Here is a 22,978-nt window from a genome sequence, read left to right as displayed (position 1 = left end):
ATCAACTATTAAAAATAATCTATGATCATCTCAGAAAACCTCTTGTTTTCTTATGGAGCTGAACTGCAAAATTACCACTCCGGTGACTTTATCATCGAAGAAGACGGCACCCCTAAATATTATTTTCAGATAAAATACGGCACAGTAAAATTGAGCAGCTTTTTGGAAGACGGTAAAGAATATTTATCCACGGGATTCCCTTTGATGGTTATTGTTTTGCGGAAACGTACCTTTTTTCGGACAAGAAATATGCGGTAAATGCCATTGCCATCACCGATTGCGAAATCATACGGCTGGAAAAAGTGAGGTTTGTGGAGCTATTGCTGCAGCAGCCCCAGCTTATCTTCAATCTCTATTCTTTTACGGCAGACCGAATGCATTACCGGTATGTAACATCAGCCCCTTTTTTCTTCAAGGACCCGGTAACGAAACTTCATATTCTGATGCGGCACATCAAATCCCACTTCGGTTTTAAGGAGCAGTTTTCTTTCCCGATCCCCTATACGCGGCAGCAGCTTGCTTCTATTACCGGTATGCGGATCGAAACGGTGATCCGCGCCATCAAGAAAATGGAAAAACAGGAAGTGCTGAAAATCGATAACAGCAAGATTTATATTTAAGGTGCAATCGGAGCAGAACCCGGATGAACAGCCTGGAAGGGGAAAACCGGATGATGGAAATGATCCTGTCAACCTTAAAATCCTGATTCACGATCTGAATTCTAATCTTCATTCAGTAATCGACTGAAAATCAATTAATACAAGCAAATCAAACGTTATATTTAATTAAACCTTTACCTGCCATAAAAAAATCCTTAACTGCCCAGGCGGTTAAGGATTTTGATTTTATAAAAGGGAGGCCTATTTTCCAATCGCTTCGCTGATCGGGTTTCCTACGTTTCCGCTTGGAAACTGGATTTTCAGCAATGAGGAAACTGTGGGTGCAATATCGGTCATGAAATAAGGCTTGCTGCTTTCCCCATGCTGGATTCCCCATCCCATAAAGATTAAAGGAATGTGTGCATCATACGAGTTCCATACACTGTGGGTAGTTCCTGTTTTCGAATACGGGGGAAGCATGGAATCATGGGAAATGAGCTGGATATCCCCGCTTCTCTGCCTGTTGATCCCGTTGATGATCCTCTGCTTGATCGGTTCCGGGATTGTAGCTTCCGAAACTTTCGTTACGGCTACGGCATACAGATCGGACGGATCGTTTTCGATTTCCTTTACCGTAAAATCCACCACGTCTTCCAGTTTAATATTGTTGTCTTTCAGCAGTTTCCTGTCGAAATAGATCTGGTAATTATCTACAGCATTGATCAGCTTATCCACTCCGAATTTTTCTTTTAGTTTCTGGTTGACGTTTTTATCCATTCCGTCACCGAAAAATCCGGTGGCTATTTTATGTTCCTGCAGAAATCCTACCGAATGCGCCCCGCCGTGGTCTGCCGAAAGGAAAACCGTATACTGCCCTTTTCCGACTTTGGAATCCAGGTAGCTGAAGAACTGCGCCAGATCCTGATCCAGCCTTAAATACACATCTTCCACTTCAATAGAATTCGGACCGAATTTATGGCCGGCGTAATCGGTGGAAGCCAGATTGACTGCCAGCATATCCACGACCTCGTCTCCGCCTAATTTTTCGCCTTCCACAGCGGCTTCGGCTAATTTTAAAGTTAAAGTATTTCCGAAAGGGGTATAACGGATGTTGTCTTTCTTAAGCTGGTAATCGGCTGCCAGGTTGCTGTATGGGAATGTCGGGGTCTTGGCACTTCCCAGAAGTCCTTCCCACGAGGAATTGTCCGGCGCACTTTCCGTATACTGATCAATCGGCAGCAAAGTGCTCCACCCGTTTGCCACCAGTTTTTCCGGAAGATTCTGGGCATTGAAAGTCCTGATCCACTGCGGAAGGTCGTTCATGTACCAGGTACTCGTGATAAAATTCCCTGTAGAATCGTCGAACCAGAAAGCACCGTTCGGTGTATGGCCTGCAGGAAGAATGGACGCCCGGTCTTTCAGGGAAACCCCGATCACTTTACCCTGGAAATTGGTGGCGAGCTTCAGCTCATCGGTAATGGTGGTCGACCACAGGTTTTTCGGGGAATGGCTCCCGATTTTGGCATTGGTGGTTCCTACCGGCTGTACGCTCTCATCGGTGGTACAATATACATTTTTCCCGGTTTCCTTATCCGTCCAGTCGTTTCCGGCAATCCCGTGAATGGCAGGAACCGAACCCGTATAAATGCAGGTATGGCCTAAAGCCGTTACGGTAGGCACATAAGGAATATGTACATTGTTTAAAGAATAACCGGTATTCAGTAATCTTTTAAATCCGTCATTGCCATATTTGTTGTAAAAACGGTACAGATAATCCCATCGCATCTGGTCCACCACCAGGCCTACCACCAGTTTCGGCCTTTCCAGCCGGGTATTTTTATTCTTCTGTGCATTGATTGTGATTACAGAAAGGCCTATGGCCGCCGCAACCGAAATTTTCCTAAACATCCGCTAAATTTTTATTGGAAACAAATTTACGGGTTTTGAAAGTTTCGGTGTGTGAAGTTTTGATTAAATTTGATTTTCTTTTCATCATAACCTAATGAAAAATATCTTCTTATTAATGCTCTTCATTTCTTTAAAAGTATCCGCACAGGATCAATTATCTGTAATGCCCGACTGTGAAGATTTAAGCTTAACACTAGAATCCAATTCGAGAAACACCTTTTCTTTCATTAATAATGATGATTATAATTCAAAATTAAAAGACAGTATTGCGAAGCCGGTGAAAGCTTTACTGAAAGAAGATAAAATGCTTTACGACGAATTTCAGAATCTATTTCCGGATCACATTTCCACGCATTGCATCCGGGGTAAACAGTATGGAAGAGGCGAGACGGAAGAAATATCATATTGCAGCAATAAACAAAAGATAATACTGATAGGCAAAGAGCAAAATTTCTATATTTTCAAACTGGATGCCTTTGAAATTGACAGTTACATATTATTCAATACCTTAGATAAAACGATATATTTTACAGAGAACTACCCAATGATTTATGATCATGGAAAAATTGTTTTTGACATCGGGTATGCTTATGGCGGTTCAAATATGATCAATTATTACAAATTCTATGACCGTGAAAAGACTGAATACTTTGAATTGATGATGCCGCTAAGATATACTATTAAAGATTTTAATGTTATCCGGTATCCGGCCATTCATCTTATTGCTGAGATTGAAAAATTAAGCCCTTCAGAAAAATCTTCGGTAAGAAATAAGGGTTGCAGGAAATTACTGATGATTAATTAACTGGCAAAAATGCATTAATCTGATGCACTACCCGTTTGGACATCACTTAACGTGAGTTCGACTGTATTGACATCATATTCAGTCGATTATTTAACTCAAAAATAAAATCAGAATGATTCAGTCGGGATTTTGGATACCACTCATCCTGGTAGAAAGAAAAAAGGTTCACGCTTCTGACAGGATTTTATCCTGTCCTGTACTAAGCCGTTCCTTCAGGACTTAAAAAAAATTTGACCACGGTTGAAAAATTGAGACCAAGGTTATTTATTCAGGAATAAATTAGAATTCCCTCTAATGAAATACTGAAATATTTAGTTTAATGATCAGGATTTTATATCCTGTTTTTTATACCAGAGAAACTTCCGGTATCCGGCATCCCTCTTCCAGCCGCTTAATCCAGGTTCTTCTTTGAGTTCACGTTAACTTAAAGAATGCTTGCAGAATTATGAAAGCCGGATCCATATTTCATGGATTTTATTCGTTCGTACCAATGACTTTTATTTAAATTTGAATAAATACAGCGATCCATATGTCCAATCCCAAATTTCCATTTTCATGAATATGCTCAGGCCCTCACTCTTTTTGATCTCCTTCTTGCTTTTCGGCTGGCTTTTAATGAGTAATATTAATCTGATCAATGTAGCACAGACGCTGAATGAAGCCGAAACAGGATCCGAAGTGCGGAAGGTAAATGCGTTTACCCATATCGGCCGGCTGAAGGAATTTACCATTGAGAAGATCAATTACCTGGAAGTGATCCGGGAGCGGTTTTCGGAAAATGCGATGATCAGGATTGTTGTTATTGCTGCACTGGTGGTTATACAGATTGTCCTTTACATGATGAAAAGAAATTCCTCTGCATCAAGCAGACCTTAAATACTGAATATGGAAATCAGAAAACTGGAAAAACTAAACGGAAATCCCACACTTGCCTGGGGACTGAACGGCTGCCGCACCGATAAAATTTTCGTAGTTTCCGCCATCGAGACAGGAACTTCTTTTGAATTCAGCCTGCGGGAAAAGAACCAGCCCTACATCAAAACCCTGAAAATACCGGCAGAAGATATGGAAGAACTGAATGGCGTTATCGCACAGGGACATTCCTTCGGGGCATTCCATGAAGAGGAACTGATTGGCTGGGCGATCTGTGATTACAGAAAACGGAACAACAGCCTCTTTATAAAAAACTTACTGGTCAGTGAAGCATTCAGAGGGCAGGCTACCGGCAGGCTGCTGATCAAAAACATCAACAGGGAAGCCCGGGAACTGCAATGCCGGATTGTGGAGACCGAAACCCGGAACACCAACTACCCTGCTATCCGTTTTTACAGGAAAGCCGGATTTGAAATTACCGGGATCAATACGAAACGGTATCAGGATTCTACGGAGACTGCAGTGTTTATGAGTTTTGAACTCATTTGAAAAGTAGCTGTGCGTTTTTGGCACATAAGTCACAGAAGATTTTAATTTAAAATATGGAGAATATTCCAGAATACATCAGATTAAAAATAGAAGATTTTTTAAATGCTGAATTGAAAAAGTCATCCTATATTTTTGGCATTTAAGACCCTGAGATGTTCAGCTTTCCGGTATTAGCATGTTGAATTCCGCCTTTTTAGATATATCTGATTAAAGCCAAAGATTTTTGATAATCTCTTTATATGATTTGACGAAATTTTTGACCAAAACGGGAAATTATGGAGTTATCCACACCAACTTAAAAGTTATCCACAAATTTTCCACTTTTATCCACAATCCCATTGCCCCATGCAGTGATGGCCTCCAGTACCGGAATAAAGCTTTTTCCAAAATCCGTCAGTTCATATTCCACCCGGATGGGCGGTTTTTCCCCAAATACCGTTCTTGATACCAACCCGTCTTTTTCCAGCTGTTTCAGCTGTAGGCTCAGGGTCATTTCCGTTACGGAGATCATCTCTTTCCGTAGTTCACTGTATCTTTTTTTTCCGTCTCTCAGATGATACAAAATCACAGTCTTCCACTTCCCTCCCACCAGGTCCATCGCAAGGCTTACCGTACAGGGATAGACTTTTCCGTTTATTTCGACATAATTGCCGGTACATTCTTTTTTCATTTTTTTAAACCTATCCAATCCGATAGGTATTGCAAATGTAGCAGACTCAAAATAATTTTGCAACTATAAATTTTATAGTTAAAAAATATGACATTACTTATCCTCGGGCATCCCGATATTGAAAATTCCATTGCCAATAAGACCATCATCGGAGAACTGGAAGCCGGCAGTCCGGAGATTGAAATCAGGAACCTTTCGGCGCTTTATCCGGACTTCCGGATCGATATGAAGGCCGAACAGGAAGCTTTGCTGAGGCATCAGCATATTGTTTTCCAATACCCGCTGTACTGGTACAATATGCCGGCGATCCTGAAACACTGGTTCGATGTGGTTTTTACCTATCAGTTTGCTTACGGCTCAGAAGGCGACAAACTCAAAGGCAAAAGCTTCATTCCGAGTTTTACCGTCGGGGCTCCGGAAAGTGAGTACCATACCTTAGGGGAACATCATTTCAGAATCTGTGAATTCTGTAAAAACCTGGAGCAGACCGCTTATTATACGCAGATGAATTATAAGGATGCTCTTTACTTTCACGGAACTTCCGTTGATGCAGGATATACTGAAGAGGACATAAAAAATAAGGCAAAAGCACAGGGGAAAAAGCTGACTGAACTCCTGAGCAGCATCTGATGTTTAAGCACGGAAATTTATTTTTTAAAACAAACGGTATTTTTAAATCACTTTGAAGTGTATTAATAAAATAATTTGTATCTTCGTTATCAGCAAATTAAAAAGTATTTTTATGAAAAATCTAAAAAAATTAGTACGCAAAGAATTATCTTTGATCAACGGCGGCGGACCGCGGTGTCTGGAGCCGAAAAGAATATGCGAGCCCTGGGAAGAGGGCTGCGGATGTGTTTACATTTAATAAACTTTCAGATATTTTTTCAGGGAGAGCGGTTTTTACTGCTCTTTTTTTGGATGATGTTGAAACTAAGCCCGATGATGCCTTGCCGTATTTCTATTTCATGATATTTATATTTTGAAGTATCAATATCACGAAATTCCCCCTGTACGCAAAGAAAGGATACTCTGGCATTATATGAAATACCGATAAACATAGGAAAAAAACAAGGCATATTAAAGCACCTGTAATGATGCTATTCATTTTTATACCTTTTTTTAAAATCAATTATAATGAAAGTTAAGTAATTAAAAGACTTGCAATTGGCTGTCCGATTCAATAAAAAGACATTTTTTCTTGAGAGTCTTTTCTGCCAATGGCTTCCGATAATTTTTACGGGATCTTGTTAATTATCAGAAATCTGACGTTGAATTTTATTTAAAACAGCCAGCCTCAGAAATTTGTTGACCAGACCATTCCAAACATATTATCAGGGCAGACTATTGAAACCGCCCTGATTCAAAAGAAATTATCATTTATAATTATAAAGTATCAGGTACATTATTTAACCAGGACTTTAAGATCTTCTTTAAATTTTCCGTGAGTGTTTTCGATAGTAATTTCAGCTATATACATTCCTGATTCCAGCTGGTTTCCAGACATCTTTATTTCCTGCTTTCCGGCAGAGAGCTTTTGCTGATCAATCACACTGATAAGTTTTCTTCCGCTCAGATCGAATAAATCAATATTTACCGTTGATCTTTCGTCTAAAATAATTGGAAAAACCGTTTCTTCCCTGAAAGGATTTGGATAATTTTGACCCACTTTAAAATTTTTGTGATTTGAAGTTTCCTGTGTCCCTAAATTCGCAGCGCCTGCTACATATATGGTATGCGTTAAAATATAACCTGCGGATAAAGAACCGGTAACCGTACTCATTTCATTACTTGTTCCATCGGAGAAGACATTGTCACTGGCATTATAAGTATAACCGGTCATTCCTTTTGTATACCCGTAGGATGTTCCGTTGACATTTACATTATAAACGGCGCTTGTATTCCCTTCCGGAAATGCAATCTGGGTTACTAAAAGTGAAGTGCCATCAGGCTTATAAACATGAACATGAATATGCGTTGCCCGGCTTTGGTACCATCCCGGAAAAATACTGGTGAAAGAAACCAGGCCATTTGAATCGGTAGTCTGCCTGCCCCGAAGGAAATGATAATTTGTATAATTAGCTTGCTGCATCTGCGTTCCACCGTATTCAGAATAATTGCCGTCTTTATCGCAATGCCAGACATCGACCAACACCCCCTGGTAAGCGGCGCAATTTGCATTGGTATTTTTGATGTAAATATTCATCGTAAATGCAACACCTGTCCTGTCTCCTACGATATTCGTCTGGACCAGGCTGGACGGGGTATGGGTCGGAAAAGGCCCTTCTGTCTCTGAATTCGTAACACTGCAGCTTAAAAGTTTTTTTGGAGGATTGCCGATGCATATTTTATCAGAAACATATTCTGAATGAAGCAAATTCGGACCTGTAATTACAATTCCGGCTAATCCAAGAGAATTTTTCAAAAAGTTTTTTCTATCCATGTCTTTCTAATTTTTTGTTTATTTCTAAAGAAAAGAAGGCTCATTCTTATGTAATTTTTTAAAATTCCATAGTTTTAAAACCATTGAATATAATCCTGGAATTTTCAAAAAATAAATTATGAAATTTGAGGGTTCCGGGGATTAATATTTTAAGGTAAATGCAAGATCCTATATTAAACACGGTCTGATAAGAATGCAGATGGTACCACCTTTACCAGACTATCGTTAATATGAACAACTGACTATTTTACGCAACCCTTAAAAAATACAGATTTTCTTTACTCTTACTCCTAACTGCTGTTTGTATGGGGTATATAATCTTACAGTCAAAAATATTTTTAAAATAATCAGGAAAAAAATTTATGCGGTAAACAGGAAAAATGTGCCGGTAAAAATTATTTAAACAATTAGTACTATTCTATATGAATTCAACCGCATTAGAACGTTTATGTGATTCAAAAATAAAATTAAAGCTGATTCAGTCATGATTTTAATCACTCTCGTTAAAATGAATAAACGGTCTCTATTTCCGATAGGATTATAACCTTTATCCGGAGATCGTTAAGTTATCCCGGTACAATAAATAAAAAACCGCGCCTTTCCGGCGCGGTTTCAATATCTAAAGGTCTGTAGTTCATTAAAACTTCAAATCCCCATTCACTTCTCTTACGGCATTGGCTGCTTCGGCAAACTTCAGCTGCTCATCGGCAGTCAGGGTAACATTAACGATTTTTTCAACACCGTTTTTCCCGATGATGGCCGGTACGCCCAGGCAGATATCGTTCTGTCCGTATTCGCCTTCCAGCATCAGAGAACAAGGGATCATTTTTTTCTGGTCGCACGCGATGGCCTGTACCATTACGGAAACGGCCGCTCCCGGTGCATACCATGCAGAAGTTCCCAACAATTTGGTAAGGGTGGCTCCTCCTACTTTGGTTTCTTCGATCACGTATTTCTGCTGCTCATCACTCAGGAATTCCGTTACAGGAACCCCGTTTCTTGTGGCTTTGCTCAATAAAGGAAGCATTCCGGTATCACTGTGGGCAGCGATCACCATTCCGTCTACGTCGGAAATCGGAGCTTCCAAAGCTTCTGCCAATCTGTATTTGAATCTTGCAGAATCCAGGGCACCACCCATGCCGATGATCTTGTGCTTAGGAAGTCCTGATGTTTTATGTACCAGGTAAGCCATCGTATCCATTGGGTTGGAAACCACGATAATGATTACTTCCGGAGAATGTTTTACCAGGTTTTCCGTAACTTCTTTCACAATTCCTGCATTGATTCCGATCAGTTCTTCTCTCGTCATCCCCGGTTTCCGAGGAATCCCGGAAGTGATAACTGCTACGTGAGAACCTGCAGTTTTGCTGTAATCCCCTGTTGTTCCGGTAATTTTCGTATCGAATCCGTTTAGTGATGCCGTCTGCATCAGATCCATGGCCTTACCTTCCGCAAATCCTTCTTTGATGTCTACCAAAACCACTTCCGAACAGAAGTTTTTCATTGCGATGTATTCTGCACAGCTTGCTCCTACAGCGCCTGCACCTACTACAGTTACTTTCATAATATACTTATTTATTGTTTTTAATGGTATTATGGAACGTTACCGCTTCATAATGTTTACTTTTTATTTATTATAATTTATCCTTTCCCGTCGGTTAGTTTTTCCATTGGGAACGCCCAAATTTAACAATTCCTGAAAAATTGGGCAATCTTTCAGGAATTTAATTGTATATGATATAAATTAGTTAACGTTTAGCAGGAAGGTATAAAGCTTCTTAGCGCCGGAAAGCACTTCATCATAGTTCTTTTCGGCCACTTCCGTATCCAGCACTTCTTTGAAATTTTTCCACATCGCCCCTGTATTTTCCTGATAGCAGCCGAAAAAATTAAAGGTAACCTCATCAAAACCTTCCGTTTTTGAAAGCTGTCTGGCAATAACATTTCCACCCAGGGTAGAGCCTTCAATGACGTATAAAGCACCCAGGGCTTCGTTTGCGTTGGCAAATTCCAGATCATGGGCGGGGGTTTTATTCTCAAGGGAAAGGCTGGCCAGATCTTTTTCGATCAGCGGCAGTTTTTTCCGTTCTTTCAGTTGCAGTTTATCGGCCAAATCACCGGAAAGACTGCTGAAAATCTGATCTTCGGAATGAAGCAGCATCAGGTAATTGGTCCCTATTATTTTTTTATAATCTTCAAGCGTAAAGGTCCTGTTGAATATTTTTTTGGAGTTAAAAAGTTCTTCTGCAGCATCATGATAGGCTGCCGTATGTTGTTTAAGATATTCAGATACCATAAGAATTTAAAAAATGCCAGAATTTTTAAGGCTTTTTAAATGTTAATATAAAACAAGTGCCGTCCTGGCTGCTTTCGTAGTTTACGTTTCCGCCCAACCTGCGCATAATCCGGTGTACAATGGAGAGGCCGATGCCATTTCCTTTAAATTTTTTCGCGTTGTCCATCCTGTTGAAAATCTTAAACATTTTATGCTTGTTTTCAGCAGGAATTCCGATCCCGTTATCTTTAATCCGGTAGATTACCATATCTCCTTCTTCTTTTCCTTCAATCTCCACCCTTGGCTGTTCCTGCCGTGAAGAATACTTGATGGCATTGTTGATGATATTTAAAAATACCTGGTGAAGCATGGTTTTATCCGCCAGCACATCCGGGCATTCTTTAATCACCACTTCACTGCCCGGACTTCCGAAAGTGATTTTTGCATTTTCGGAAATTTTCGCGATGGTACCGGCAGTCTGCAGGGTTTCCAGCTGAATCTCGCTGTGTTTGGCACGGCTGAGCTCCAGAACGTCGTTCATCATTTCCGCCATATTGTCGATTTCCTCAATAATGGAATTGATTTTATTCCGGCTTTTATCCGATTCGTCGTTCAGGCTTTTCAGAAGCATCTGTGCATTCAGCTTCATCACGGTCAGCGGTGTTCCCAGGTCATGGGAAATGGTATAGGAGAAACTGTCGAGTTCTTCATTTACCTTTTTCAGCTCGTCGTTCAGCCTTTTGATGGTATTGTAGTTTTTATGGGAGGTCTCCAGAATGAGGTCTTTCATGGCCTGCAATGCCGTGATATTCCTGGAACTCCATCTTTTTGAGTTTCCTTTGATGCTCTCCGTAAAGATTTCGAAAGAAGTTCTCGGAGAAACAATTTTCCGTTCTTCGCCATCCTGGGAAATCGTATCGATTTTCTTCTCCGGATTTCCGGCCCAATCGATATGTTCGTCAAACTCTTTTTTGAACCAGATGAGGAGGTTATTTTTGCTTCTTTCAATAAAGTAGATGGCAATTCCGGCAATGCCTTCCTTCAGCCCCAGTTCCTGGCCGTGATCCCTCAGGAAACTCCGGCTCAGATACATATCATCTTCCGTATGGGCGTGGGCCCAACGGATAATGCTCAGCATGTTGTCATGTCCAGGTACATTTCCTTCGGTTACTATATTTTCATCGGCAATAATCGCCAGTCCGTCCGCTTCCGGAAGACTTTTGATCTGTGCCTTATTCTCAATCAGGGAGTTGAATAAATTGTTGTGTTTTAAAAATTCCGTTTTCAGATAAGTCATCTTCCGGTTAAGTTCCAGCCGGTAGTTCAGTTCATTTTTAGATTTGAACGAAGAATAGGCGTTGGATGCCAATGCCGTAAAAATCCCTGCCTGCACGCGGTCTTCCAGATCAATATGTTTCGGCTTTACGTTCTGGCAGGTGACCAGCCCCCAAAGCTGATCGTCGATGATGATTGAAACACTGAAGCTCGAAGAAGCCCCGGAATTCTTTATATACTGCCCATGGATCGGCGACATTCCGCGGGATGCAGAATAAGTCAGATCAATGGTTTCATGTGTCTTGCTTAAAAGCGGTACCGTTTCCGCATGCACATTACTAAAAATCCTTTTTCTTTTTTTAAGGTAAAGCTCCCTTGCCTGTCTCGGGATATCGCTCTCAGGATAATGAAGTCCCAGGTAGCTTTCCAGGTTTTCATTGGTTTTTTCGGCAATTACCTTTCCGGATCCGTCCATGGCAAACTTATAGATCATCATCCGGTCGTAATTCACGATTTTAGATAACGTATTCAGGAGCTGGTCCCAGATTTCCTGGTAATCGTCGATAATGTAGAAATTATCGTACTTATTGGAAATCCTCTTATTGGGATTGCGGACCACCTTTTCGAATTCCAGAAAAATAATATTCTTACTTTTATAGACGGAGAAATGATATTCGCTTCCGCCGATAAAAATCTTATCGTAATAAGTTTCGTTTTCTCTACGGGTAAATTTAGGCAAAGAATTATAAATATCGGATTCTATAATACTTACAAAGCTTTCGGAAAAGTCCGTTAGCTTCCTGCCGAAAAGCTGATTTAGATTTTCGACAGAAAAAATATCCCTGATATTCTCGCTGAAAAAAGTTATGGAATGAGACTCTGCATCAATGCCAATCAGATAACCAAAACTTTGTATGTAGCCCGGAATATGGATAGGCTCTTCATGACATTCTACAAAATTCATATAATACTTTGACCAATCAAATATAACTCTTTTTTTCGTGGTACAATGTTTTTTTCTTTACAATTAATACCACAATATTCGAAAAAATTTCATTCCATCGGGATATTTTTAGGATATTATTCTTTGTTAATAAGGCTTCTGCAGTAATTTATTTCTGATACATCTAAAGTAAAACGGAAGAAATAAACCTGTCCCATCCTTTACAGTCTGTTTAATCTCCCTATTCCAGGATGGCGACCACCCGTGCCGGGGCTGCCGATCCGCCAACGATCTTCAAGGGAAACACACACACTTTGAATCCGGAGGACGGCAGTGCAGAAAGATTCGTCAGCTGCTCCATGTGAAGATATTCTTTATCAAAAGCTTAGCAGGAAGGCCCAATGCCAGACGGATCAGCCAATGCTACTGTTTATGGGATTTATGCCTGATCTTCACTTTCATAAACCACGGATCTCCCGCATTGTACCGGATCGGCTTGGAAAGATCGATAATTTTATACTGCTGCATGGGAATTAAGTTTTTCCCAAATTTAAACTTCTTTCTCGAAATACAGCATATAATATTTTCCGTTCTCATCTTCTCCCTGCGCAAGTTTCTGCCGGTCGCCGTGGATGTAGATGTGGAAGTTCTTATCGAGCTTGATGATGCTTTTGAAATGACGCTGCGTTTTCTTTACCGCCGCTTCGCTGATGGGGAATTCTTCAGCGATGTTGATCTGCATATCCTGCTCATAATCGGTTTTAAAATTATTGAAGCTTTCGATCACGTGCTCATCACCCAGCACTTCACTGGCAAATTCGTCAAGCTTGAATTCTTCTTTTTCCTTAAAGAAATTAATGGACTTGTTCAGAAAATCCGCCTGGTCCGCCTTGGAAACTTCAAATTCCTGCGGCAGCTGCTTGGTGATGTAGTCTTTATAGACCATCAGGGCTTCCTGGGTATGGAAATATTCGTCATCCCGCTGTTTTACCTTCAGGAAATCCTCGAACCAGTAGTACATATCGCCGTTTTTGTTGTTATCAACCACGGAAAGCACATAGCCGGTTTCTTTATCGTTATTGTAGATCAGGGCTGCCTTGTCAATCTTGGACAAACCGATTCCCTGGTCTTTTTCGATCTCAAAATTGTCTTCGCCAGGGGCAATTTTCAGGAAAGATTCTCTTTTTTCCGTTTTGAAAATACCGATCTTGTCTACCCTTTCCGTGCCTTCCCTTTCGTCTTCGAAGTAAACGATGAACAGCTCACCCCCCTGAACCCTCGGGTTTTCCGCCGCTTCAAAAAGGTGCTTGGCGATATTTTCGGCTTCCCACATGAATTTAGCCTTGTCATCAAAAATCTCGGATACCGAACTGTATACCGGATTATTCACCAGATACGAATCGCTGTAAAAATGAAACGTCTCTTCCGATTTGAAGGAGCCTAAAAAATAGTTCTCCAGCAATTCCGCCATCCCTTCCTCCAGCTGCAGTTCTTCCTGCGAAAGGATCAAAGATTCTCCGTTGATTTTATTTCCTACCCTGTGTACTACGATTTTTGAAAACATGTTCCTGACTATTTTTGGACTGCAAAGATATTAATTATATCAGACAATCGGATGAATTTCATTCTGATAAAATCCCTATCATTCTGAAAGGGTTTTTTCTTATGCCTCAGAGAGGACGTACATTTAAAATATTAAATATCAAATATATACTACACCACATCCCACATAGGAACGGAATTTGGCATCATGCTTGTGAACATTTACCCATAGATTATGGACTTAAAAACCTTAAACAGAATAGATACGCTGAGAAGAATCAGAAGCAGAGGCCCGGAGACCCCGGAATGGCTGAAGCCCTATCACCTGCTCCTGATCCTCCTTACAGCCGCCGTAACAATTTTAATCCTTTTCTTTTAACCAAATCACAAAATATATGAATTACGTACAAGCTACCCAGGAAATTACCGTTGCAATTCCGGAAATCTGCAGTGATCTCGAGAACACCGACATCCGGAATTCTTACCACCTCATTGAGTTTTTAACCGATAAAATAAAAACAATGATCCGGAAGAATGATACCCACTGTTTATCCAGATGTCTCCTGATGATGGATGAAATTTATAAGGATGGCGACCAAATGGTGAAGGATGCCATTGAGAATTCTTTTATCTATTCGCTGGACAACTGTACCGCATTCTGTGATAAAGAATACCGCCATCTGATTTTCGGCCACCTTTCACCGGAACTGCAGCAGGTATATGCAAGACAGATTTACAGCCACAGCATTTAACAAAATTACATTGACAGGATGAGAAATAAAATAAGAAGACAATCCGACTGGAAAACCTGGGAAGAATCCAAATCCCGGCAACAGGTTAAAATCCTGATTACACATATTGCGGTAACGGTAAGCGTATTTATTGTTGCAGCATGCCTGTAAAAATATTCAGAATTAAAAATAAAGAGACTGTCCGGAATATTCAGACGGTCTTTCTATTTTATCCATCAACCTAAACCCGCAGTAAAAATCAGGTTAACAGATGGGAAGCAGGAAGTCTCCCTTTTCCATCCTGCTAATCTATGCTCTTCTTCGATTTCAAGCTAAATAACAAAGGAGTGATGATTAAAGAGGAACTTTGTTCATAACAGGAACTTTGATTCTGTTTCATTCCGGGATTAGCGGATCTTCATTTTTAAAATGACCAGGGAACGAGCGGGAACCGACGCTACTATTTTTCTGTTTTTAATCAATACTTCCTTTTCTGCCGGAATAATATGTTCCCGACCGAAGGTATTCGTGTCATCCGGTTTCGAGGCTGTCAGAACGGTTTCCGAAAGCTTTTTCACGGCTACCGGATGACTGGGAACAACCTCCACTTCCCTGTCTGTGCCATCCACATTAACGATTTTTACAATGACTTCTTTTTTAAGCGCATCTTTTACGGCGGAAGCATATAATCTCTGTTTCTCTGTCAAAGGACTTCCCTTGTTTACCGAAAACAGCTGCTGGACATAATAACTCGGCGTGGCGTAAGACCCGAGATTATTGAACCAGATCAGATCCGGTGCCCACTGCCAGTTGTCGGTATGGGCAAAGAGCGGTGCGTAGGAACTCATGTACACGACATCGGCATTCCGTTCCAACCCGGTCATGAAAGCCGCTTCAGAAAGCGCGGCTTCCCAGTTGTTCCTCTTCCGGCCGTCATCTCCGGATCCGCTGTGGGCCGCATATTCGCCGGCAAAAACTTTCGGGCCGGAACGGTCGTACCGGTCATACCTGGCCGCATTTTCCAGGAACCATTGCGGCGGTTTATAATAATGTTCGTCAATCAGCTGAGGATCCAGTTTTTTAAGTTCCTTCCACCCGTAGTCAAAGTATTCCCCGTCGGAATAAGGTCCGCTGCCGGATACGATATTGATTTCCGGATATCTCGAATGAATGGCATGCTCAAAAATCCGGTACCGTTCTAGATAATCAGGTCCCCACTGTTCATTGCCTACCCCGATGAATTTCAGGTTGAAAGGTTGAGGATGCCCGAGTTCTGCCCGGAATTTTCCCCATTTGGTCTTTGCGGGATCTCCGTTGGCAAATTCAATAAGATCCAGGGCATCCTGCACGTAAGGATCCAGGTCTTCCATCCTCACCAATTCGCCGGTGTTGAACTGGCAGGCCATTCCGCAGCTCAGGATCGGAAGCGGAGCCGCGCCCAGGTCTTCGGCCAGCTGGAAATATTCCATAAACCCAAGCCCAAAGGTCTGAAAATAATCGGGAGAAGACCGATGGGAAAATTCGGTATTCCAGCGGTTAATAATCAGTTCGCGGTCGGCCACATCACCGATTGTTTTTTTCCACTGGTACCGGTTGGCCAGGGTTCTTCCCTCTACAATACAGCCGCCCGGAAATCTCACGAATCCCGGCTTCAGGTCGTACAACTTCTGAACAAGATCTTGCCGCAATCCACCTTTTCTTCCTTTCCAGGTGTCCTGCGGGAAAAGAGAAACCATATCCATCAGCAAAGTTCCTTTTCCGGTAAAGGTGAGTCTTAATTTTCCTTTTTCAACGGTTCTGGAGGCTTTCATGGCCACCGAATATTTCTGCCAGCCCGGATTTGTTATTTTGACTTCGGCTGAGGCCACTACTTTATTGTTTTCATCCACAAGTTCCGCCTTTACCGTCCTGATATTTACTTCTCCCTTTGCCAGCAGGCAACTGAAATCATACGACGCCTCCTTCTGTATGCCAATTCCCCTGAAGCCCTCGTTGACCAGCTGATAATTTTTATCATTGCCGACCGTAACCCGAAGATAATTGTGGTTGGTTTTATTGGGATTATTAAAAACGGTAGCATATCCTGAGTCCGGGTTTTCCGACTGGTATCTGGTATTCGGCTGTTTCCAGCCCGTCAGAGGTTCAGTGAATTCAAAAGACCGGTTCTTCACGAGCTCCGCATACAGGCCTCCGTCAGCCGCCTGATTGATGTCCTCGAAAAATATCCCGTACATCGTAGGCTGTATTTTAATACCGGTAGTATTCATATCCAGCTGCAAAACGGTTCCGGATGCAGACTGTGAAAACAGGACGGAAACGATGCAGAAGCAGCTGAAAAGGAGTATTAGTTTTCTTTTAAATAGATTCATTTTACAATACTTTTAATGAGAGAGAGATCAATAATATGGTGAGAGCCAATCTAATGTGGCTCGAAGCAGAACCTGGATTAACAGGCCGGAAGAAGGAAGCCGGATGCAGGAAGTTCCTCTTGTCAGACATAGGAGTAAAGATCCTGATCATCAAACTGAATAGGTTATCGCTTTTATCAGAGGAATTCTTATTCAATCCTGAATAACCGGCCTTTTTTTTCAATCAGGGAGTGATTCTCTTGTTTTTAAAGCCTTGAAAGAACGGCCTGATAAAGGATAGGATAAAATCCTTCAGAAGCATAAACCGTGTATTTGTTCCGGCAAGATGAGTATTATTTAAAATCCCGACCGAATCAGTCTCAATTTTATTTTTGAATTAAATAATCGGCTGAATATGAGTTTTATACATTAGAATTCACATTACTTTTAGGAATTAAGATATTTTAGCCTTACAAAATCAATTTAGTGATTACTAAATGATATTCATTTCATTCATTGCATTATCGTACTAAAATGAAGAACAGACAAAGTTCATTTTAATTCAGAAAATTAAGAGAAATGACAGAACGTCTTTTTTAATCAGAATCTAAACAGTCTCCAAATAAATTCACGTTAATCCAGCTTCAACTGTCAGATGATAAGATCAGAAAATTCCGTTCCTGATCAACGTTGAGGAATATTGATCCGGAACGGAACATTTCTTTTAAGATTATTTTTTTGAAAAATTAAAAGGCCTTTTGCTGAGGTACAGTTTAAAATCTTTGATGATTCCTTTTTTGCTTTTGTCCATACGCGGCAAAGCTCCGAATCCGGTGACTCCGGCCTCTTCTCCCAGATCAATAATTATCGTATGCGGATAAGAAGTAGGATGGGACAATGAAGTCTGCCAGATCACCGATTCCTGGCTGTCGAATAGTTTATCCGCAGAGTTGTTGGCTGTGATCACTTCTTCACTGTCTGCATAGACCACTTTCCATTTCTGGGGATCGATGGCTTTACCATTCTTTCCGGTTATTTCCATTTCAGCTAAAGATGCAGCTACCTCGTAATCCTCCTGCGCATTCAATGCCACCAATGCAATATAGCGTGCATTCTGCGGTTCAAAGCTGATCTTTTTCCATCCCGGCTCATCAGCAAAATTTCCTGTTGCCACAGCCTTCATTCCGGTAAAATCAGGTTGCTCACCTCCCCTGTTATGAAGCAATGAAGGATCTGCAATGATTTCGTAGATTGGTTTGTCTGTAAAGGAAATGGTACGGTTATTCTTTGCCAGAACATCATAAATGATAATCTCATTGTTCCCTTCTTTCAGAAAGGTTCCGGGCACAAAAAGCGTCTGGGTAGGACCTATATTCCAGTAATGGCCGAGGTTATGCCCGTTTACCCAGGCCATTCCCTTGGCCCAGCCGGTCAGATTGATAAAGGTATCGCCAACGCGGTTGATATGGAAATCGGCCCGGTACCATCCCGGACCTGATGCCGCATCACTTTTATATTTCAATTGGTTTTGAGCAGCCAGATCGACGGGAAGCGTATAGATATTCCAGTTTTTCAGAAGCTTTTTACGGCCATCCGTTTCAATGGTTACATTTCCGTTGATTCCCTTACGGTCGATGATGGCCTGCCCGTAGTTTACTCTTCCCGTGGTTTCTACAAGGATGTCGAGCTGTGCCGCTTTTGAAAAAGAGGGTAATTCTATGGTTTTTTCATTCAGTCTGCGATCCAGTTTCCCGATGTATTTCTTATTGAGGAATACCAAAGCATAATCATGGGCATCTTCGATATGCAGGATTGATTTTTTGCCTGCAGGCGGAATTATTTTTCTATACAGAATGCTTCCCCATCCCTGATCCAGATATTCCATCGTTACCGGATCTTCACTGGTTACAGGCTTTGGAAGATGATCAAAAACAGAAGCGAATCCTTTCATTTTAATTTCCGGGAAGACCTGTATTTCAGATACGGGTTTCGGAATTTCCGGAATGGATTCTCCCGGGTTGAGGTAATTTTTCAACAGGTTGCGGATGGCAAAAAACTTATCGGTCGGTTTCCCGGTTTCATCAATCGGGGCATCATAATCATAGGATGTTACCGTCGGGGCATAAGGCGGCGCATTGGCACCGGCCCACTGTCCGAAAGAAGTTCCGCCGTGCGCCATGTATAAGCTGAAGGAAATCCCTCTGTCCATCATATCTTTCAGGCTGCCGATAAAGGTATCGACCCCGCGGGTTTCATGCGGCCTCCCCCACTGGTCGAACCAGCCGGTCCAGTATTCGCTGCACATCAGGGGAGCGTCCGGATTTACCTGTCTGAATTTTTTAAACTGTTCATCGATGTTGGAGCCGGCCCCGAAATTCAGGGTACTGGCAACGCCCGGCAGCTGGTAGCGGTCGAAATTGGAGGACCAGTCGCAACGGAACAGCTGGACTTTATCAAAGCCCGAGCTGCGGACGACATCCCTTACGGAAGCCATATACTGCGCATCGTCTCCCCAGGTTCCATACTCATTTTCCACCTGCACCATGATGATGTTCCCCCCATTCTGGATCTGCAGGGGAGCCAGCTGTTCCCCGACTTTCTTCATGTATCTTTTCAGGCCCGACATATATACGGCATCTTTTCCGGTTCTTACCTGCAGGTCTTTTTTCCTGAGCAGCCACCACGGCAAGCCGCCCATATCCCATTCGGCACATACATACGGGCCGGGACGTACCATGCAGTACATTCCGTTTTTCTGTATCAGGCGTACGAATTCCGCTACGTCATTCTGCCCCGTGAAATCAAACTGGTTTTCTCTCTGCTCATGCAGATTCCAGAAGATATAGATGCAGATGGTATTCATCCCCATGGCTTTGCAGAGCCGGATGCGGTTTTCCCAGTATTTTTTTGGAATTCTCGGATAATGCAGTTCCGCCGCCCGGATCAGGAATGGTTTTCCATTGAGCTCGAAATGTCCTTTCCCTGCTCTGAAATCCTGAGCACCGGCCGCCTGCTGGGCACTGACCGGAATCCATGAAAAAATACTCAGCAGTAATAAGGTAAATGTTTTTTTTAAATTCATTTTTATAAAGTGTTTATAATATGAGCTGTTATAAATTCAGCTTAACCGGATTTTATTCTTTATTGTTTAACGCGAATTCGATCTCATCTAACTTATATCCAGCTGTTTAATTAATTAAAAAATAAAATTTAATGCTATTCAGTTATGATTTTAAACAAGAACGCTTTCAGATCTATGACAAAAGATTCAGTTGATCATTAGGACCTCTGATTATATTTTTGACAACAATAACTTCCGGCCTCCCTCTTCCAGCCTTAAGATCATATCTATACATCGAGCTCACATTATTTAGCTGCCGTCCCGATTTCAATTTTTGCGGGTTTCAGGCCTTTTCCCGAGACTTTGAGCGTCATGTTTCCGGGCTTTTCCGTAGACTGTACCGTTACCACAAGCTTGCCTTTAAAAGCTCTCATCACCGGCAGATGGAACATCTGAAGGTTTGTTGCATCACCGTTTGCAGCCACTTTATAGATTCCGTTACCGGAAACTGAAAAGCTAAGATCCTGATCTGCATCAGGGCAAAGGTTCCCGTTGGCGTCTACAATGCCTGCGGTAATATAGGCCAGGTCTTTTCCGTCGGCAACCAGCGTTTGACGGTCGGTTTCCAGAATAATGTGATGGGGCTTTCCGGCTGTTCTTACGGTTTCTTCCGCCGCCGCTTTTCCATCGGCATCATAGGCAACCACTTTAATTTCGCCGGGCTGATAAACTGCATCTTTCCACATCAGTCGGTACCTTTCGGTATTGGAAGATTTGTTTTTTTCCTGTCTGCCCTGGCTTTTCCCATTGATGAAGAGCTCAGCCGAAGGATAATTGGTGTAGACAAAGACAGGCGTCACTTTTCCCTCCCTTCCCGGAAAGGTCCAGTGCGGAACGATATGCAGCGTAGGCTTTGATGTATTCCAGTGGCTGCGGTACAAATAATATCGGTCTTTAGGAATTCCTGCCAGATCGATGATACCGAAATACGAGCTGTGGGAAGGCCATTTCTCATCATAAGGAGTCGGCTCGCCGAGATAATCGAAACCGGTCCATACAAACTCACCGATCACGTAAGGCAGATCATCCTGTTTTACGAATTCGTCATCGGGAATCTGGGACCAGTTGCAGTATTCCAGGTCATAAGATGAAGACTGGTTATCATCATACATCTTATGCTTCTGAGGCTCTGCCGGAAATTTGTAAACCCCTCTGGAGCTTACCGTGGAAGCCGTTTCACTGCCCAGGATCATCCCCTGTGGCAGACGGCCGTAAGCCATTTCGTAATGCTTCGGCTTATAATTGAAGCCGGGAATATCCAGTACGGCGGCAAAGTTGTTGTCCAGTGCATTCTGTAGCCGGTCCATTCCTGCGGTAACAGGGCGGGTGGGATCTTCGCGGTGGCAGATGTCCTGCAGGAATTTCAGGATTTTTCCGCCTTCCTTGGTACCCTGGTCGGGAACTTCATTTCCGATGCTCCACATCACGACACTCGGGCTGTTGCGGTTGGCATGGATCATATTAATGAGGTCTTTTTCCGCCCAATCGTCGAAAAGATGGCTGTATCCATTGGTTACTTTCGGGGCTTTCCATTCATCGAAGGATTCCACCATCATCATGAATCCCATTTCATCGCAGAGCTTCACCAACTCCGGTGCCGGCATGTTGTGGGAAGTTCTGATGGCATCCACGCCCATATCTTTCAGCAGAACCAGCTGGCGCCGGAGCGCAGCTTCATTTACGGCTGCCCCCAGAGGACCGAGGTCGTGATGGTTGCATACCCCTTTGAATTTCCGGTATTCGCCGTTTAGGGAAAAGCCTTTTTCAGGTTCAAATTTAATCGTCCTGATGCCGAACCGGGTCGTATATTCATCTTTAAGCTCATTTCCGGAATACAATTTACTTTCCGCGGTATATAATTCCGGGGTCTCCGGCGACCATAATGCCGGATTGCGCACGACGAGTTCCTGCTCAAACTCATTTCCGTCGGTCTCTTCCAGATTTTTGGTTGCTGTGGCTACGGTTTCGCCTCTGGCATTTTTAACGGAGGTTTGTAAGCGCAGGTTTTCAAGGTTTCCGGCTACTTTGGTTTTTACATTTACTTTAGCAAAATTTTTATTGATAACCGGTGTTGTGATGTAAGTACCCCACACCGGAATGCTCGTATCCTCCGTAATGATCAGGTGGATGTTTCGGTACAATCCGGCCCCGGGATACCACCGTGAGGCTTCCGGCTTATTTTCTAGTCCGATCGCCAGGGTATTCTTCCCTTCTTTCATCTGATCGGTGAGATCTATGGAAAATGAATTGTAGCCATAGGCCCAGTGCCCGACTTCCTTTCCGTTCAGGTACACGACGGGATCGCTCATGGCGCCGTCGATCAGGAGGGTTGCCTTTCTGCCTTTTTTAAATGTCGGTGCCTCAAAAGTATTGCGGTACCAGCCTTTGCCTATGAAGGGCAGGCCTCCGGTACGTCCGGTTTTCAGGGTGGCTTCTTTTTCTCCGTTCTGTACGATCTGCACTTTCTGGCTGTCGTTGTTTCCGTCAAAAGGCCCTGTAATGGCCCAGTCGTGCGGAACGGTTACCGTCTGCCAGCTTTTGTCATTGTAGTCTGTGTATACCGCTTCCGGATGATTACCTTTGCTGAATTTCCAGTTCTTGTCCAAAAGGTATTCGGTCCGGGTCTGTGCATGAGCCAACCCAATACCCAAAGCGATCAGGCCGGTAAAAATTAATTTGCGGATATGTCTTGATAACGTCATATTTTTTATATTTAATGATAAGCTGAACAATTATTAATCATGCTGAAGATCTTTAGGTACGGCAAAAGATTCAGCATCTTCAGGTGAGGATATTTCTGCAGATCAGTTATCGGGATGGTCAGCCTTGATCAGTTTAATTAAAACTTCCGGTATCCCGCTTTCCTCATCCGGTCTGTAATCAGAATTATTCCGGT

At 42.4% G+C, this 22,978-nt stretch carries 18 protein-coding genes; 8 read left to right on the top strand and 10 right to left on the bottom strand.

The annotated features are described in order from the left end of the window. Positions 1-21: 21 nt before the first annotated feature. Both CHA01nite_RS15160 and CHA01nite_RS15155 read left to right on the top strand, forming a co-directional pair. A complete protein-coding gene (locus CHA01nite_RS15160) occupies positions 22-258 on the top strand; it encodes a hypothetical protein (protein ID WP_146942853.1) in 237 nt (78 codons plus the stop codon). A gap of 53 nt (positions 259-311) precedes the next feature. Beyond that, positions 312-620, top strand: a complete 309-nt coding sequence (locus CHA01nite_RS15155) for a Crp/Fnr family transcriptional regulator (RefSeq protein WP_146942851.1) — start codon at positions 312-314, stop codon at positions 618-620. Between the two features lie 240 nt (positions 621-860). Here CHA01nite_RS15155 and pafA read toward each other — a convergent pair whose 3' ends face one another. Continuing rightward, positions 861-2,507 (bottom strand): alkaline phosphatase PafA, encoded by a 1,647-nt coding sequence (pafA, locus tag CHA01nite_RS15150; protein WP_146942849.1) that lies wholly within the window; start codon positions 2,505-2,507, stop codon positions 861-863. Positions 2,508-2,601: 94 nt separating this feature from the next. Here pafA and CHA01nite_RS15145 point away from each other — a divergent pair, with 94 nt between their 5' ends. From CHA01nite_RS15145 to CHA01nite_RS15135, 3 genes are all read left to right on the top strand, one after another. After that, on the top strand, positions 2,602-3,312 hold the full coding sequence (locus CHA01nite_RS15145; RefSeq protein ID WP_146942847.1) for a hypothetical protein: 711 nt from the start codon (positions 2,602-2,604) through the stop codon (positions 3,310-3,312). 615 nt (positions 3,313-3,927) lie between these two features. Further along, a complete protein-coding gene (locus tag CHA01nite_RS15140; RefSeq protein WP_146942845.1) occupies positions 3,928-4,188 on the top strand; it encodes a hypothetical protein in 261 nt (86 codons plus the stop codon). 9 nt (positions 4,189-4,197) lie between these two features. Then, positions 4,198-4,734 (top strand): GNAT family N-acetyltransferase, encoded by a 537-nt coding sequence (locus tag CHA01nite_RS15135; protein ID WP_146942843.1) that lies wholly within the window; start codon positions 4,198-4,200, stop codon positions 4,732-4,734. Positions 4,735-5,029: 295 nt separating this feature from the next. On the opposite strand, the gene CHA01nite_RS15130 is transcribed toward CHA01nite_RS15135, so the two are convergent. Further along, complete coding sequence (locus tag CHA01nite_RS15130; RefSeq protein WP_146942841.1) at positions 5,030-5,404, bottom strand: winged helix-turn-helix transcriptional regulator; 375 nt, start codon at positions 5,402-5,404, stop codon at positions 5,030-5,032. 87 nt (positions 5,405-5,491) lie between these two features. Here CHA01nite_RS15130 and CHA01nite_RS15125 point away from each other — a divergent pair, with 87 nt between their 5' ends. After that, positions 5,492-6,034, top strand: a complete 543-nt coding sequence (locus CHA01nite_RS15125) for an NAD(P)H-dependent oxidoreductase (RefSeq protein ID WP_146942839.1) — start codon at positions 5,492-5,494, stop codon at positions 6,032-6,034. A 775-nt stretch (positions 6,035-6,809) separates the two neighbouring features. On the opposite strand, the gene CHA01nite_RS15120 is transcribed toward CHA01nite_RS15125, so the two are convergent. From CHA01nite_RS15120 to CHA01nite_RS15095, 5 genes are all read right to left on the bottom strand, one after another. Then, the gene (locus tag CHA01nite_RS15120) at positions 6,810-7,847 is read right to left on the bottom strand and encodes a dioxygenase family protein (RefSeq protein WP_170234747.1); all 1,038 of its coding nucleotides are present in this window, start codon (positions 7,845-7,847) and stop codon (positions 6,810-6,812) included. Between the two features lie 637 nt (positions 7,848-8,484). Continuing rightward, complete coding sequence (locus tag CHA01nite_RS15115) at positions 8,485-9,411, bottom strand: malate dehydrogenase (RefSeq protein ID WP_146942837.1); 927 nt, start codon at positions 9,409-9,411, stop codon at positions 8,485-8,487. 180 nt (positions 9,412-9,591) lie between these two features. Next, positions 9,592-10,143, bottom strand: a complete 552-nt coding sequence (locus tag CHA01nite_RS15110; RefSeq protein WP_146942835.1) for a biliverdin-producing heme oxygenase — start codon at positions 10,141-10,143, stop codon at positions 9,592-9,594. A gap of 25 nt (positions 10,144-10,168) precedes the next feature. Then, positions 10,169-12,361 carry an ATP-binding protein gene (locus tag CHA01nite_RS15105; RefSeq protein ID WP_146942833.1) on the bottom strand — a complete coding sequence of 731 codons (2,193 nt, stop codon included), beginning with the start codon at positions 12,359-12,361 and terminating at the stop codon, positions 10,169-10,171. Between the two features lie 529 nt (positions 12,362-12,890). Further along, positions 12,891-13,904, bottom strand: coding sequence for a nucleoid-associated protein (locus tag CHA01nite_RS15095; RefSeq protein WP_146942831.1), 1,014 nt, complete (start codon positions 13,902-13,904; stop codon positions 12,891-12,893). Positions 13,905-14,277: 373 nt separating this feature from the next. Here CHA01nite_RS15095 and CHA01nite_RS15090 point away from each other — a divergent pair, with 373 nt between their 5' ends. Together CHA01nite_RS15090 and CHA01nite_RS20955 are read left to right on the top strand one after the other, a co-directional pair. Next, positions 14,278-14,634, top strand: a complete 357-nt coding sequence (locus tag CHA01nite_RS15090) for a DUF7674 family protein (protein ID WP_146942829.1) — start codon at positions 14,278-14,280, stop codon at positions 14,632-14,634. An 18-nt stretch (positions 14,635-14,652) separates the two neighbouring features. Next, complete coding sequence (locus tag CHA01nite_RS20955; RefSeq protein ID WP_262712143.1) at positions 14,653-14,784, top strand: hypothetical protein; 132 nt, start codon at positions 14,653-14,655, stop codon at positions 14,782-14,784. 236 nt (positions 14,785-15,020) lie between these two features. On the opposite strand, the gene CHA01nite_RS15085 is transcribed toward CHA01nite_RS20955, so the two are convergent. From CHA01nite_RS15085 to galB, 3 genes are all read right to left on the bottom strand, one after another. Then, on the bottom strand, positions 15,021-16,982 hold the full coding sequence (locus CHA01nite_RS15085) for an alpha-L-arabinofuranosidase family protein (protein WP_146942827.1): 1,962 nt from the start codon (positions 16,980-16,982) through the stop codon (positions 15,021-15,023). A 709-nt stretch (positions 16,983-17,691) separates the two neighbouring features. Continuing rightward, on the bottom strand, positions 17,692-20,043 hold the full coding sequence (locus tag CHA01nite_RS15080; protein ID WP_146942825.1) for a glycoside hydrolase family 35 protein: 2,352 nt from the start codon (positions 20,041-20,043) through the stop codon (positions 17,692-17,694). Positions 20,044-20,327: 284 nt separating this feature from the next. Continuing rightward, positions 20,328-22,784 carry a beta-galactosidase GalB gene (galB, locus tag CHA01nite_RS15075; protein WP_146942823.1) on the bottom strand — a complete coding sequence of 819 codons (2,457 nt, stop codon included), beginning with the start codon at positions 22,782-22,784 and terminating at the stop codon, positions 20,328-20,330. Between the last annotated feature and the right edge of the window lie 194 nt (positions 22,785-22,978).

Source organism: Chryseobacterium hagamense (genome assembly GCF_007991455.1).
In the GTDB taxonomy this organism is placed as follows: Bacteria; Bacteroidota; Bacteroidia; order Flavobacteriales; family Weeksellaceae; genus Chryseobacterium; species Chryseobacterium hagamense.
The sequence above is the reverse complement of the archived record's forward strand: the minus strand, read 5'-3'. Positions and strand labels throughout refer to the sequence as shown.